The sequence below is a fragment of the Neoalteromonas flava genome (assembly GCF_002807685.1).
In the GTDB taxonomy this organism is placed as follows: Bacteria; Pseudomonadota; Gammaproteobacteria; order Enterobacterales; family Alteromonadaceae; genus Alteromonas_E; species Alteromonas_E flava.
Window position 1 is genome coordinate 655,612 of the sequence record NZ_PEAX01000001.1, and the last position, 14,428, is coordinate 670,039.

Sequence of the window (14,428 nt, forward strand, 5' to 3'; positions counted from 1 at the left end):
GCCGGTCACGAGTTTTCATATCGAACGGTTGAATAGAGAGAGTAGCGGACCGTTCTAGGTACGAAGCTAGTTGCATATATTCCGCTGAAAGCGCTCTTTTAAATTTGCTGCAGAACACACGTTCACAGTAATACACGAGACTTGACTTTTTAAGCGCAGCCGTTGCTAGTGTATGTTTGGTGTACCTAAAATTTAGTCAGTAGTAGATACGACCGTTTACGGCCGTTCTAGTCTGAATCAAATTCGAAGCCCCGAAATATGTTTACTTTCTTCTTATTCCTTTAGCCAGCCATTAAGACAGGCAACCTCTATTTGGGAAAGAGCGAATTCCCAGAGTTCAGGAGCTGCTACTTTTAAAAACTTATTTCGTCTAATAACTTGATGTTTATATACATTATTATTAACCCAGCTACCTCCCCCATTTGCCATATTTTGAATAAGCGGTAATATCCTATCAATAGAGTTTGCAAAACGCGCATCGGCAGAATCTGCTTTTTCAAATTCATTCCATAAGCTCAAAAAATCGGACCGTTGAGGTTCAGGTAGCATACCAAATATTCTCTCTGCTGCTCTTTTTTCCTTTATTGCCTGTTCAATTTGTACACTGTTATCTTCAAAAGCAAACGTATCTCCAGCATCTATTTCTACAATATCATGAATCAATAGCATTGATATCACTCTGGAAATGTCTATGTTTTCGTTTGCGTAAGGCGCCAATATTTGAGCCACCAGAGCTACATGCCAACTATGCTCTGCACTATTTTCGAATCGGTTGTTGTCTATCCTTATCAGAGCTTTACGATGCACTGCTTTTAACTTGTCCAGTTCGCGAATGAAACTTATTTGTTGCATGAAGTTCTTTACTATACCTTCATTACAGCCAAAAGCGTTTAATAACCTCAAATAGGACTGGCTTGTCTCAGTCTGCATATTCATTCCTTACTGAGTCAAGCCTTGTTTTTAACTCTTCTTCAGGATGATAGTTACCCGTTTTAAATAAGGCGTATATGTTTTGGGTGTTCATAATGTCATCAAATGGGTTCTTATTTAGTATTAAAAGATCAGCCTGATAGCCAGGAGCTATTCGTCCTACTTTTTTACCTATCCAATCCCCTGGAATTGATGTAGCACTTCTTATTGCTTGCTGAGGTGTCATGCCAATTTGAACGAGAGAAGCTAGCTCTTGATGAAGTGAGTAACCTGGAACAACCATTGTAGTCATTGCATCTGTACCAGCGAGAATAATAACTCCGTTTTCTAACAAGATATTCAGGACTATTTCATTTGCGCGAACAAAAGTAGTCCACCATTCATAATTATTGGAGTGTTTTAATGCAAATTCGTTTTTGTCCGGCAACCAATATTGAAGCCTTTTGGGGTTTGTAAAAGACAAATCTATTTCTTGTATCAATGAATCGAGGTCGCTTATTTGTCTTGGTATGCTTTGCATATACCAAAGCGTCGTTCCTACAGCTATGTTGTTACTACTTAGCGTTTTTGAGTAAGTTTTTACTTTTTGTTCAACAAATGACAAGAATTCCTCAGATGTATCAGTTGAATAATAACCAAATTCCTTATTAAGTGTTTTGACCAATTCCTCTATGTGTGCAATTTCCCTTTGGCCACTCTCAATAAATTCCTCGAATGAAACTGAGTTTGGGATATGCCCTACAACTTTGTAACCTTTCGCCTTTGCAGCGTGAGTTAATGCAAAGTACATATTTTTATTTATATCGGAAGCTATCTTTGCGTTTTCAAAACCATCGTTTTTTAAACGCTCTATCAAGTCTATAGCATCTTGTTGACTTGTTATATTAATTCGATTCCAAAATAATCCATTTATGAATCCCCAAATACCACCTTTGCTTGAGATTTTTTCAGAAGATACTTCAATTGATGGGCCAAATTGCCCCAAGGCCATTTGCTTACTCCAATCTAAATGCTTGTAACTGCCGGACATCTCTCGGATATAAGTTATGCCGTATGAAAGATACACTTTCAGATCGTTTGCTGAATCCTGTAAGTGAACGTGTGAGTCTATAAGACCAGGAATAATATACTTACCCTGTGCATCAATAATTTCATGGTCATCAATTTTTGGTTTACCGCCTACTGATTGAATTTTTCTATTATTAATTACTAATGTTGTATTGGGTAAAAACACTTCACCATCTGCGCTCAACACATTTGCATTGATAATGTAGTATTTTGAAAACGGCTTAAGATCACCCACCTCTTTTGGATGGGTGAAAGAAGCGCAAGCAACTAGGCTACTGACGAACACAGTTAGTATAAAAGCTAACTTTCTTGGTTTTTGAATTGTATGCATTATTTCTCCAATCTTTAATGTGCCAGTCATTAACATGCAGTAACTAGCAAAATGAAGCGGGAGTGTATGAAGAACATAAGAAAAATCACTCTCAAAATGTATATTGAGAGTATCTATTGTTTACTTTTTACATACTCAGTGGGGGTGAGCCCTACACTTTTCTTAAATATCCTGTAGAACGTTGCCTCGGAGTTAAAACCTGATTCTAGTGAAATAGAGAGGATTGATGCTGATTTGTGATTGGACAGTAGCAGTTGCTTTGCATAAGTAATCCGTTTCTGATTGACAAGGTCCCTAAATGAAACATTAAGTTGCCTATTGATTGCCTGAGAGATTGCATTCCCTGTAACGCCAAGCTTATCCGACAGTATTTTAACATTCAGTGTTGGATCAAGATATAAACGTTCATTTTCAATCAGTGAAATTATTCTGTCCGCAAGTCCCAACAAGCTTTCATTTTGAACATCATTCGTAATGTAAGATTTATCCTCCGATTCTAAAACGTTTGCGTGAAGGTAAAGTGTTAAATGAGGGGCTTTGTAAGCAATAAAATATATGATTCCTGCCATATATAGAAAATAAAACTGCCAATGAATGTTATCTGCATTATTCAGCCAAACAGTTCTATCCAAGAGCATATTAAAAAATAACAAGCCAAGAAGTATAAACATCAATATATGAATACGCCTCAACCATAAGAATATAGTGTGGCCATTATCAGAAGTGAAACTTTCTAGTCTATTGCGGAAGTCCTTGAGCTCTCTGTAACCGAGAAACAAATAAACAATAATTAATACTAACGTTATGTAGTCCTCCAACTCTTTGACCATATAAAAATTTATATTCGCGAGAAATAAATCGATCCCTTTCTGGGTTTCAATTTGAACTGAAGTTGCATAAACATAAACGCCAAACACAATGAAAATGAATGAAGGTATAAAGTGTAAAAAGTGTATAGCTTTAAAAATAAAATTACGCCTCGTAATTGTAATACAGTACAAATAAGCGAGGGCTGGGAGTGCGGTTTCAAAAGGTAATGGAATGTTCCGCAATACAGGAAAAGTACGATCTAATTCAACAGAGTAGATAATCGTCTTCAAACATATACAGCTGAAAAATATAAGAATAAGAGAAAGTAGGATACTGCCAACTTTACTCTTCGATGTTTTTTTTAAAAGCACAAAAGCAGTTAAAAAGCCTTGAATAATGCCAACAAATAATAGTACTTCAAATAAAGAGAAAAGCATAAACAAGTCTCTGCTGTTGATTATAATATGAATTAGTCTCGACTTAAGCTACATGGGTAAAACTCGATATGAGTCGCCCCTGCTTGAACTGATTATAAAAGCAAACTCGACTTTCTAGCATCTTTTGATTCATAGCCTTTCATGTTTTTGAAGAGAGCTAGCGACTGTCTGTCTTTTGCGTCTTATGCCGTCGATTATTTACTAAAGGTGAGCGTTAGCTACGCTTATCCATTTGATCATTTTTTTCTTCAATTTCTGTTTCTGAACGACCGACAGCTTAAATTCCAATTTCTGACGTGGGATTGGACTAATCACCAACGACCGCTTCACGTACTCAGCAGATCCTGACTGTAGTCAGGGTGACGGACTGATGTCAGTGCTAAGCAACTTCTAAACTGCGTCTAAATAAATAATTCGCCGTGCCTTCGTTATTCAAGCAGGAATAAAAAAGGGCGCCAAATTGGCGCCCAGTGCGAGACCGTTAATTTTGTATCTCACTCAAAGATTTAATTCTCGTCTGGTCCCATGAGCGTGTATCCTTGTGGCGATAAATCAAAGAGTGATGCCTCCAAGGTTTGGTTGAAAGCCACATCAGCTTCAAAGATAAATGATTGATCCACCTGAGTTTCAACGCGGATTTTTATTGGCAGTTCAGTGTCAGGATCGACCCATAGGGTAACCCGCATGTTTTCAGGTTCAATAACGTAAACGGTTGTCTCTACACCGTATAACAATACCGATGGTTCAATATTAACGTCTCCTTGGTAATTCAGGATTGTCGAGTACCAATCAAAAAGCTCATCCTCCAACGCAGCTTTAGCGTCGCTTGCAGGCGCAAAGTCTATTGGCATCGCCATGTTGCGATCAGGAAATAAAATTGATCCTTTGCCTTGTTCCGTATCTACTACGTTAATGATTGTAGGCGCTCCATTGGCGTTGGGTCGCGGCGAATTGACCACTCTCAATTTACCCGGTGCTTGGTAGTAAACTTCTATATTCATCATGGCCTGCCCATTTGCAGTCATTTCACCTGAATACACCATACTGGTTATGGCATTCAGTTTCTTTACTACCGCAGCAAAGGCCGGTGCGCTCGCAGTACTGGTTACCAGTACTGCGACTGTTAGCACAAGCGCTGCTGCCGAACCGGCAAAGCCCAGTTGCTTTGGCACACTCACCTGCTTTAACCACTGCCAAAACCCAATTGTCGCTTCACTTTGTTCCGGGTCTTCGGCCACGGGCCCCGCATACGCTTCAATTGCCTCGTTTAACCTGTTCTGCATGGCGATGTCTTCCTGTTCAGTGGTGTGTTGGCTTTTCACGATGCTGAGAATCTTCTCCAGCTTTGCTTCAGTCGAATAATCACTCTTCATGACTGGCTCCTAAAAACTGTGACTGACCTACAATAGTTGAGAGTTTTATTTGCGAACGATGTAGGGATACGCCCACTAAATTGCTGGAGACATGCATTAATTCTGAGATTTCCTGATAGGAATAGCCTTCGACATGGCGTAAGCAGTAGATTTGCGCATCCTGTTCGGTAAGTTGCAACAGCGCATGGGTAAACAGGGTTAGATCACGGTCCTGCAATACTTGATTTAACGGTTGTGCCGCACTTTCACCTACCTTTTCAGGTACAACGGTAAAGGTATCTTCTGCGCGTTGCTTGTTTTTGCGTAGATAATCTATCGCCGTTGATACAGCCAGTGTTTTCAAATAAGCAGGCCAGTTTTTAACGTCGTTTAAGTTAACCAAAGGCTTTTTAAACAGCTTAATAAAAACGTCTTGCGTCACGTCTTCGGCTAGATGCGTATCGGCCAACAACCGATAGGCACAATGAAAGACGAGCTTTCCATGCTGCTGCGCCAAGTCTGATATTTTAGCTTTGTGTTGCTGCAATGTAGTTCTCCAAAATTACATCTCAGCCTAAAGACGAATGGGTCGTTTGAAATATTACAGACTTTTTAAAACTTTTTTATCCATTTGGGAAAAAACGAAAATTAGCCGGTTTTGTTTGGCAACAAAGTATTTACTGTAAATTCCATTCAACCGAAGCAATTAATCCCACTTCGCTAGCATTCGCATGCTCAATGTAAATCCATTCATCAAATGTAATCGAATTGTTAATTCAATCCGTATATGCTGAACCTTTGACTATGCAATAAAAAAAGCGAGAAGCCATGTTTCAAGATTTGTTACCGGAAAACGTCCACTCTTTACCCGATTACATTGAGCACGTGTTCGACAAGTACACCGATGCGCCAGCTTATACCGCGCTCGGTCAAACCCTATCTTTCAGTGAGATTGAGCAACGTTCAGCCGCATTGGCTAATTACCTGCAGCATGAAGCGGGCTTGGAGCCTGGTGACCGGATTGCGATCCAATTACCTAACTTATTGCAAAACCCTATCGCAGTATACGCGGCGCTGCGCGCTGGCTTGGTGGTGGTTAACACCAACCCCTTGTATACGCCGCGAGAAATGCAACACCAATTCAGTGATTCCGGTGCCAAGGCACTCATTATTCTGGCTGACTTACTGCCTAACTTTGAAAAAATAAAAGCAGACACACAAGTACAGACGGTTATCATCACCAGCGCCACAGAGTTGTTACAACCTGCCAGCGCCCCACAACATGAAACCTACGTTGCATTAAGCGCAGCTATCGATAAAGGTGCTAGCTTACCGCAGTTTTCCCGCCCAAGCGTCACCATGGACACGCTATGCATGCTGCAATACACCGGTGGTACTACGGGTTTATCTAAGGGTGCGGCGTTGTCGCATGGTAATGTATTAAGTAACAGTGTACAGACCTTAGACCGTCTAGGTGACCGCTTTAAAAGTGGCGAAGAAATCGTGGTATGCCCGCTCCCGCTTTATCATATCTACGCGTTTACTGTGTGTATGATGACGTTTTTTGCCAAGGGTTGTTTAACCATTCTGATCCCCAATCCTCGCGATCCAGATGCTTTTATTAGTGCCATCAAGCCGTATAAATTTACCACCTTTGCTGGCATTAATACCTTGTTTGTTGGATTGGGTCAGCACCCCGATTTTAAAGCCTTAGACTTCTCAGCGTTAAAGCTCACGCTGTCTGGTGGTACCGCACTGACCAGTGCTGCTGTGGATATTTGGCGTGATGTGACGGGTTGCAGCATTACCGAAGGTTATGGGTTATCTGAGACCGCACCGGTTTTGACCTTTAATGAGCCCGGCAATGAAAAAATTGGTACCATCGGTACCCCACTGGTGGGTACAGAAGTGCGAATTTTAGACGAGAACGACCACGCCGTGCCTGACGGACAGGAAGGCCAGATCGCCGCCCGTGGTCCACAAGTTATGTTAGGTTACTGGCAACGCGAGGATGCCACTGCTGAAGTGATGACTGACGACGGCTTTTTCAAAACCGGCGATATCGGTGTGCGACTGCCGGATGGTACCATCAAGATCGTGGATCGCTTGAAAGACATGATCTTAGTCTCTGGCTTCAATGTGTACCCGAACGAAGTTGAGAACATTCTTACTGCCTTCCCAACTATCGTTGAAGCTGCCGTGGTTGGTGCTCCGGATGATAAGACGGGCGAGCGCGTATGTGCTTATGTGACGACTTCAGCGCCCCTAGATGAGGACGCGGTTATCGCCCATTGCCGTGAACAGTTGACTGCCTACAAAGTCCCAAAAGAAATTCATGTACTCGATGAGTTACCTAAATCAACGGTAGGTAAGATCCTACGTCGTGAATTACGTAAGTAAACGGTTCTAACCACATTTAATAGCCCAGCGTCAGCGCTGGGCTTTTTCTTTATCCGTCCACACTAACACTCTAATAATACGTGAGCTTAGTGGCTTTACCGCGAAACACCGTATACGCAAATACGGTATAACCGATGATAAATGGCATAACGAAAAGAGTGCCAATTAACATGATCCTAAGTGATTCAGGTGCGCTGGCGCTGTTGTATATTGTCAACTCACCCGGCACCAAGTAGGGATAAAAACTCAATGCCAAACCGGTAAAGCAACAAATAAACACAATCACCACCATCACAAAAGGCAACCAGCTGCCCCGGTCATCAATCAATGGCAGGCGGCGCAGTACCTGATAGCCGAGCAAAAACATGCTGAAACACAACAGTGGTATCAGAGCAATGAGGAAAGCTAACGGTGGTGTAAGCCAGCGCACATAAACAAACTCATTGATCAACGGATTAACCGCACAAACCGTCAGAATGCCTAAAAACGTCAGGGTTCCCGCACGCTTTGCCCAACCAATTGCGCGCAGTTGCATGCTCCCTGCGGTTTTCATAATCAACCAGCAACTACCAATTAATGCATACGCGGCCATAACGCCGAGCCCGCTCAAGCAGGCAAAGATGACTGCCATCAAGGTAAATTCGAAGCCCATTACATACATACCAAGCATGTACCCTTGGGTGAATGCGGTAAGCGTTGAACCGATCTTAAAGCAGCGGTCCCAAACTATCTTCCTTTGCGGTTTTACTTTGGCACGAAAATCAAAAGATACCCCACGCAAGATAAGGCCAAAGAGCATAATCGTGGCCGGCAAATAAAGGGCATGCAATACCGCACTGTGCGCGGCTGGGAATGCAACTAACAGCAGGCCCACTGCCAACACTAACCAAGTCTCATTGGCGTCCCAAAATGGGCCTATGGAAGCAATAGCGAGGTCGCGCTGCGCCTCATCATCAAGCGGTAGCAAAATCCCTACCCCGAGGTCATAGCCATCGAGTATGGCATACACGAGCACGGCAAGTGCCATTAAAGCCGCGAATATCAGGGGAAGTGTGTCGTCGGCAAATAACCATTCAAACATTAGTTTTCTCCCAATAGTGTGCTGTGCTGAGTTGATACCGCTTTTTGCTGCGGTGTACGAGGTTCGAACTCTTCAATATCCACCGAGCGGCGCGCCATATAAAATAGGGTTTTCACATAAGCGAAGAGCAACACAACGTACAACAGCAGGTAGGCCACCAACGTAAACGCCACATTGCCTGCAGGCTGTGTAGTTACTGCATCGGCAGTACGCAAAACTCCCGAGACCAAGTAGGGTTGACGCCCGATTTCAGTCACATACCAGCCCGCCAGTGAGGCTATCCACCCCGAAAAGCTCATGCTAATTAACACTTTGAGTTGCAGTACAGAAAGTCTATTTTGCTGCCACAAGCGCGGTGCGCACCACCAGGCAATCAAGATCATCAATAGCCCCATGCCGACCATCACACGAAAACCATAGAACACGGGCTTAACCGGAGGGTGTTCTCCTACAAAGTCATTTAAACCTTTGATCTCACCTTCCATATCATGAGTGAGAATTAAGCTAGCTAAATTCGGGATTGCCAGTTCAAAGTGATTTTCGCGCGCTTGCTCATCAGGTATGGCAAACAATAACAGGGGCACGCCTTTCTGGGTTTCCCATACCCCCTCCATCGCTGCTACTTTCTGCGGTTGATGTTCCAATGTATTAAGACCGTGCAGGTCGCCAATAAAGGCTTGAGTAGGAGCCAATATAGCGGCAGTCAACACTGCGGCTTTAAGCGCCAGTCGCGGCGCTTTTTTATCGTCTCCGCGGTACAAACGATAGGCGGATATCCCAGCAATCAGAAAGCAGGTTGTCAACGCTGATGCCAGCAAGGTATGACCAAACCGATAAGGAAACGAAGGGTTGAAGATTATTGCCAACCAATCCGTTGCGTGCACCACACCGTCTCTAATTTCAAAACCTGCGGGAGTTTGCATCCATGAATTAAGTACCAAGATCCAAAATGCTGACATGGTAGTTCCGAACGCAACGAGAAACGTACTCAACGTATGCACCCAGCCTGGAACCCGATTAAACCCAAACAACATAATCCCGAGTAATGTGGCTTCAAGAAAAAAGGCGGTTAGAATTTCATAGGCTAGAAGAGGCCCGGCAATGTTACCGATAGTTTCCATAAACCCAGGCCAATTAGTACCAAACTGAAATGACATTGTGATCCCACTGACCACTCCCAAGGCAAAGGTCAGGGCAAACACCTTTACCCAGAAACGATAGATGCGCATCCACACCGGATGCTGACTTAGGTCATAGCGGATTTTGAAATAAACCAGAAACCATCCCAGCGCAATGGTTATGGTTGGGAATAAAATATGAAAACTGATATTCGCAGCAAATTGAATGCGCGACAGTAACAGAACATCAAACATAGCGGTTACCTACTACTAAAGAAATTAGTCAAAGTGCGGTCGCTCATTGTGTTTGGCACTGCACTTTGACAAACCGCTTTAACGGCTTGCTAGGTTAACTATTCGATTTTAATAAACGGTCTTTCATGTCGAGAACTTTGCCAACACCAGAACCCAGTTTCATCAACGTGTTAAGTTTTTCCGGGCTCAGACTTTGTAGCGCTTGCGTCCATTCAGTAATTTGCTCAAGCAAGTTGTGAATATCTTCAATTTGGCTTTGCGCAAATTCTTCTGCGGGGTTTGCTGGCTCATCCAGTAAGATATCTCTAAGCAAGCTTAAGGTTGGGTCCATCTCGCGCTTACGTCGCTCTTCAAAAACCCGGTTGGCCATATCCCAAATACTGCCCTTGGCACCGTAAAATTCTTTACGCTCACCCGGCTTATGTACGGTACTGATCAGCTGCCACGAGTGTAGCTCTTTTAATCCCATACTAACGTTGCCACGGGAAATACTCAGGGCTTCGCCGATTTCGTTGGCGGTTAACGGTTGCTCATTAACCACCAGCAATGCATAGATTTGACCAACCGTGCGATTGAAACCCCAACGACTACCCATCTCACCAAAGTGCATTACAAACGACTCAATCATGGGTGTCATGGTCATAAACTTTCTCAACTTTCAATATTTTCTGAAAGTATAATAATTATTTGACATAGATCAAGTTTTTTCGGTTTGTTCACTTGAGCGTATGAATTCAGGATAAGTCGCAAGTTATGCCGCCAGAATGAGTTTGCTGACTTACTCTTTTATTGGCTTATTGGCTTATTGGCTTATTGGCTTATTGGCTTATTGGCTTATTGGCTTATTGGCTTATTGGCTTATTGGCGTATTGGCGTATTGGCGTATTGGCGTATTACAGCAGGGTATTTTTTTATTATCGGCTCCGCTACACTCTGGCGATAATACAAAGACAACTTGGTTGACCCACTTCAAAATGCTTTCAGTCGTAACCCTTGATGACACTCAATTAGCCGCATGTACACTAGTGAGTGGCACCAGTGGCCGCGCAGTGCGCTGGTTAGTCGCAGGCTTTACCTTAGGATTTGGGGGGCTGATTTACGCCTTGGTGATTGCTAAACCTGAAGTACCGATGGTGATAAAGAGTATCTGTCTGGGATTGTTCGGCTTTGCTGTGTTTGCCCTACTGCTCAGTGGTCGACTTAAACGCGGCTGGCCCAATATCTTGCACGACAACCAGTATCTTTACGTGGTCTATGACCCGGCTAAATCAGAATTTCTGAAAATCCCGTTTGCGGCTATTGCTGGATGTAAAAAGAAAATGCTTTATCCCAACACGATGGCCGTGTCGGTGGAATTTAAACCGGAGTGCTTGACCGAGAATTGTGATGCGCTGCTAAAAAATGCAATATTCCCTGCACAAGGTGCGGTGCACATTTACAGCGCACTGAACAGTCGTAACCGCATTATTACCCAAATAAGCGCGCTTACCGAAGTAAGCGCGAAGTAACTACTACTTATTGTTGGCTCGCAATCCATTCATCAATCAAGCGTTCAAGGATCGGCAAGGGCACAGCCCCGCCGCCTAACACCACATCGTGGAACTGACGAATATCAAACTTATCACCCAGCGCGGTGCGCGCTTTCTCGCGTAGCTCGAGGATCTTGATCATACCAATTTTGTAGCCTGTGGCTTGTCCTGGCCAAACGAAGTAACGTTGCACTTCCGAACGAATCTGCCCAATAGGCACGGGCGAGTTTTGTTGGAAATAGTCGATGGCTTGTTGCTCCGTCCATCCCTTGGCATGAATGCCGGTATCTACAACTAAACGGATGGCGCGCCACATCTCAGTGACTACCCGACCAAAATCAGAGTAAGGGTCTTGGTAAGCGCCCATTTCTTTGGCTAACAATTCTGAATAGAGCGCCCATCCCTCAACATAAGCATTGAAGAATTGCTGGGTTCTGAAGGTCGGTACACCTTCAAGTTCCTGTGCGATGGAAATTTGCATGTGATGCCCAGGATTGCCTTCATGATAGGCAATCGCTTCCATTTCGTTTTTCGGCATGGAGGTCATATCAATCAAATGCGCATAATAAACGCCAGGTCGAGAACCGTCCGGTGTTCCCGGATAATAGTGCTGAGCAGCACCTGGTTGCTCACGAAACGCTTCGACGCGTTTTACCACCAAGTCGGCTTTTGGCAGGATCCCAAAATACTCGGGTAACTTGCTATCGATATACGCCAAGAAAGCCTTTGAGTCGTCGATGTAGCCTTGGCGACCTTCATCAGTATTGGGGTAGAAGAAACGCTCATCATCAGTGGCGGTTTTGATAAATTCGAAAAACGCGGCAAGGTCGCCCTCAAATTCTACTGCCTCTTTAATCGCTTCCATTTCTGCTCGCAGACGCGCGACTTCGGATAATCCTAACTGATGAATTTCATCCGCTGTCATCTGCGTTGTCGTCGAGTTAAAGAGTGCTGCGTTGTATGCATCAATCCCATCAGGTAAGGCACTCATGCCACTGGCTTGTTCTGAGATATTTTCGCGATCGGTTTGATGCCAAGTAATTAACGCTTGATAGCTATTGTAAAAGTCGGTCAACAGCGCTTCTTTGACTTGAGCAGTAAACTCATCAGCTTGGGCTTGGTCAATCTTGCCGGCTTCAAGTAATCCAGCAATTTTACGTTTGGCGTCGCCATAAATCGCAGAGTCTTCTTGTGCAGCTTCAGTAAAGGGTGCGCCTGTGATCAAGTTGGTCGCCTGTTCTATTACCCCATCGTAGGCAAAATACGGTGGACGAACGCCTTCAGTGGCATGCAACTCTGCGCGTTTAAGCAATTGTGCCACCGCTCGCGCAAGCCCGCTGATCCGCGAAATATAGTCGCGCATGTCTTGTACTTCAGTGACATTATGAAAGTTGATTAATAAATTGGGTAATGAACTCTGCGGCCCTGACATCTGCGAGAAGATATAAGCCCGACGTTGGAAAGGGCGCATGGCTGTAGCCACATCATAGCCGTAAATCCAAAGGTCATACGAAATCTTCGCGTCATCGCTGAGCTTGGCGTAATCAAAAGAGCTTTTTAATTCTTCCACAGTGGCTTTCAGCCATTCGTATTGTTGCTCACCCGCAAGCTCGGACATATCGTCAAACTCGCCATACCGTTCTTTTCGTCCCAATGAGGTCAATGTCAGTGGCGACTGCATCAACTGTTCTTCGTACTTCGTTTCAAACCATTCATTCAAACGTGCAGTTTCTGCCGCTTGTATCTCAGCGGTTACGCTCTGCTCTGCCGTTGTTGTTGCCGTATTTTGTGAAGTTGATTCAGGTGCCTTAGAACAGGCGCCAAGTATTAGCGCGGTGCCTAAAGCGAGCGCAATTTTGCTGGGTTTTATAATCATTTTCCTTCCTTTCTGTCGAGGCTTGGTAAATTTGAATAATAGTCAGTCAGCGTTCTAAACAAGGCTAAATGGCGAGCTGACCACTGTAAGCTTTTATCGTTAAACCGATGGTTGACCGATGTTTTAACAATCACTACCTTAGCATCTGGCGCTACGTAAATATATTGATGATAGATACCACGTGCCATAAAGTCAGAATCACTACCGGGTGGCAACCACCATTGGTAACCATAACCGTAGGGCCCAGCGAGATTGGCCTCAGTGCTACGTAATACATGCGGGTCAGTGGCATGTGTAGATTCATATACCCATGCCTCAGGCACAACTTGCACTCCGTTAAAACGCCCTTGATTGGCGTACAACCAACCAAACTTCGCATAATCTCTGGCAGTCACATTTAACCCGCCCAAAGCTAATTCCATGCCCTCATCATCACTCAGCCAATAGGCTGTATCTTGCATCCCAAGTGGCTCCCAAAGATAGCGCTGGGCATAATCTGTGAGCGACATTTGGGTTGCCCTTACCAACACCATACCCAATACCTGAGTATCAATACTGACGTAATGGTTCACTTGGCCGGGCGCTCGCTCTGACTCAAGGGATGCAGTGAAATCATCTAATGAGCTGCCAAACGCAATGGCCCGCGAGAAACGATTAATATCGGAATTAAAATCAGCGTAATCTTCATTGAAACGCACGCCGGAAGACATTTGTAGTACGTTTTTTATTGTGGCGTGTTGATAACCACTCGCGGCAAGTTCAGGCACATAATCAACCACTGGCTGATTAATATTTTTGATGAAGCCCTGTTCAAGCGCAATTCCTACCAACGCTGAAACGAAAGATTTGGCGACTGAAAACGAAATATGTGGCCGGTCAGCAGCGCCGGTCTCACCATAGTATTCATAAACAATGGCACCATCTGCAATCACCAATAAACTGGTGGTGCGACTGGCAACCAAAAACTCGGCTAGGGTTTCGCTTGTTCCTACAGCTTGCAGTGCCAGGTCTGTAGGTTCATGTATGGTTACGCGAGGAAATTTATACGGCTGGCTGCTGGGCGTTAACGTGGTGACCGTAAACGCCGCTGGCATTGAGACAAAATTCTGTGCGATTTTATCTTCGTCATACAAAGTAACCGCCATATACAAACGCTTCAGATTGTCGCCATAAACAATCAATAACGCCACCAGTACTAGCGTGACTAACGCAAACCCTATGGCCGATTTACGCATCTTCAT

Annotated in this window: 12 protein-coding genes; 2 read left to right on the forward strand and 10 right to left on the reverse strand. The window is 44.1% G+C overall.

Going from position 1 to position 14,428, the window contains the following annotated elements; all coding sequences use genetic code 11:
• Positions 1-273 precede the first annotated feature (273 nt).
• The 5 genes from CSH92_RS03075 to CSH92_RS03095 all read right to left on the reverse strand — a co-directional run bounded on the left by CSH92_RS03075 (position 274) and on the right by CSH92_RS03095 (position 5,475).
• Positions 274-852, reverse strand: coding sequence for an HD domain-containing protein (locus CSH92_RS03075; RefSeq protein ID WP_100656307.1), 579 nt, complete (start codon positions 850-852; stop codon positions 274-276).
• 67 nt (positions 853-919) lie between these two features.
• Positions 920-2,329, reverse strand: coding sequence for an amidohydrolase family protein (locus CSH92_RS03080; RefSeq protein ID WP_164084644.1), 1,410 nt, complete (start codon positions 2,327-2,329; stop codon positions 920-922).
• 113 nt (positions 2,330-2,442) lie between these two features.
• A complete protein-coding gene (locus tag CSH92_RS03085) occupies positions 2,443-3,576 on the reverse strand; it encodes a helix-turn-helix domain-containing protein (RefSeq protein WP_100656123.1) in 1,134 nt (377 codons plus the stop codon).
• Positions 3,577-4,082: 506 nt separating this feature from the next.
• Positions 4,083-4,949, reverse strand: a complete 867-nt coding sequence (locus CSH92_RS03090; protein WP_100656124.1) for a LolA family protein — start codon at positions 4,947-4,949, stop codon at positions 4,083-4,085.
• Positions 4,939-5,475 carry an RNA polymerase sigma factor gene (locus CSH92_RS03095; protein WP_100656125.1) on the reverse strand — a complete coding sequence of 179 codons (537 nt, stop codon included), beginning with the start codon at positions 5,473-5,475 and terminating at the stop codon, positions 4,939-4,941. The genes CSH92_RS03090 and CSH92_RS03095 overlap by 11 nt, the downstream gene beginning before the upstream one ends.
• A 281-nt stretch (positions 5,476-5,756) precedes the next feature.
• Between CSH92_RS03095 and CSH92_RS03100 the strand changes: the two genes are divergently transcribed.
• On the forward strand, positions 5,757-7,328 hold the full coding sequence (locus CSH92_RS03100; RefSeq protein ID WP_100656126.1) for an AMP-binding protein: 1,572 nt from the start codon (positions 5,757-5,759) through the stop codon (positions 7,326-7,328).
• A gap of 70 nt (positions 7,329-7,398) precedes the next feature.
• On the opposite strand, the gene cydB is transcribed toward CSH92_RS03100, so the two are convergent.
• From cydB to CSH92_RS03115, 3 genes are all read right to left on the reverse strand, one after another.
• The gene (gene cydB, locus CSH92_RS03105; RefSeq protein WP_100656127.1) at positions 7,399-8,409 is read right to left on the reverse strand and encodes a cytochrome d ubiquinol oxidase subunit II; all 1,011 of its coding nucleotides are present in this window, start codon (positions 8,407-8,409) and stop codon (positions 7,399-7,401) included.
• Complete coding sequence (locus CSH92_RS03110; RefSeq protein ID WP_100656128.1) at positions 8,409-9,782, reverse strand: cytochrome ubiquinol oxidase subunit I; 1,374 nt, start codon at positions 9,780-9,782, stop codon at positions 8,409-8,411. The genes cydB and CSH92_RS03110 overlap by 1 nt, the downstream gene beginning before the upstream one ends.
• A gap of 94 nt (positions 9,783-9,876) precedes the next feature.
• The gene (locus CSH92_RS03115; protein ID WP_100656129.1) at positions 9,877-10,425 is read right to left on the reverse strand and encodes a GbsR/MarR family transcriptional regulator; all 549 of its coding nucleotides are present in this window, start codon (positions 10,423-10,425) and stop codon (positions 9,877-9,879) included.
• A 121-nt stretch (positions 10,426-10,546) separates the two neighbouring features.
• Here CSH92_RS03115 and CSH92_RS17050 point away from each other — a divergent pair, with 121 nt between their 5' ends.
• Entirely contained in the window at positions 10,547-11,290 is a 744-nt protein-coding gene (locus CSH92_RS17050) for a hypothetical protein (protein ID WP_124916908.1), read from the forward strand.
• 7 nt (positions 11,291-11,297) lie between these two features.
• Here the strand turns inward: CSH92_RS17050 and CSH92_RS03125 are convergent, their stop codons facing one another.
• Positions 11,298-13,187 carry a DUF885 domain-containing protein gene (locus CSH92_RS03125; RefSeq protein ID WP_240612713.1) on the reverse strand — a complete coding sequence of 630 codons (1,890 nt, stop codon included), beginning with the start codon at positions 13,185-13,187 and terminating at the stop codon, positions 11,298-11,300.
• Positions 13,184-14,428 (reverse strand): serine hydrolase domain-containing protein, encoded by a 1,245-nt coding sequence (locus CSH92_RS03130; RefSeq protein ID WP_100656130.1) that lies wholly within the window; start codon positions 14,426-14,428, stop codon positions 13,184-13,186. Before CSH92_RS03130 ends, CSH92_RS03125 begins: the two co-directional genes overlap by 4 nt.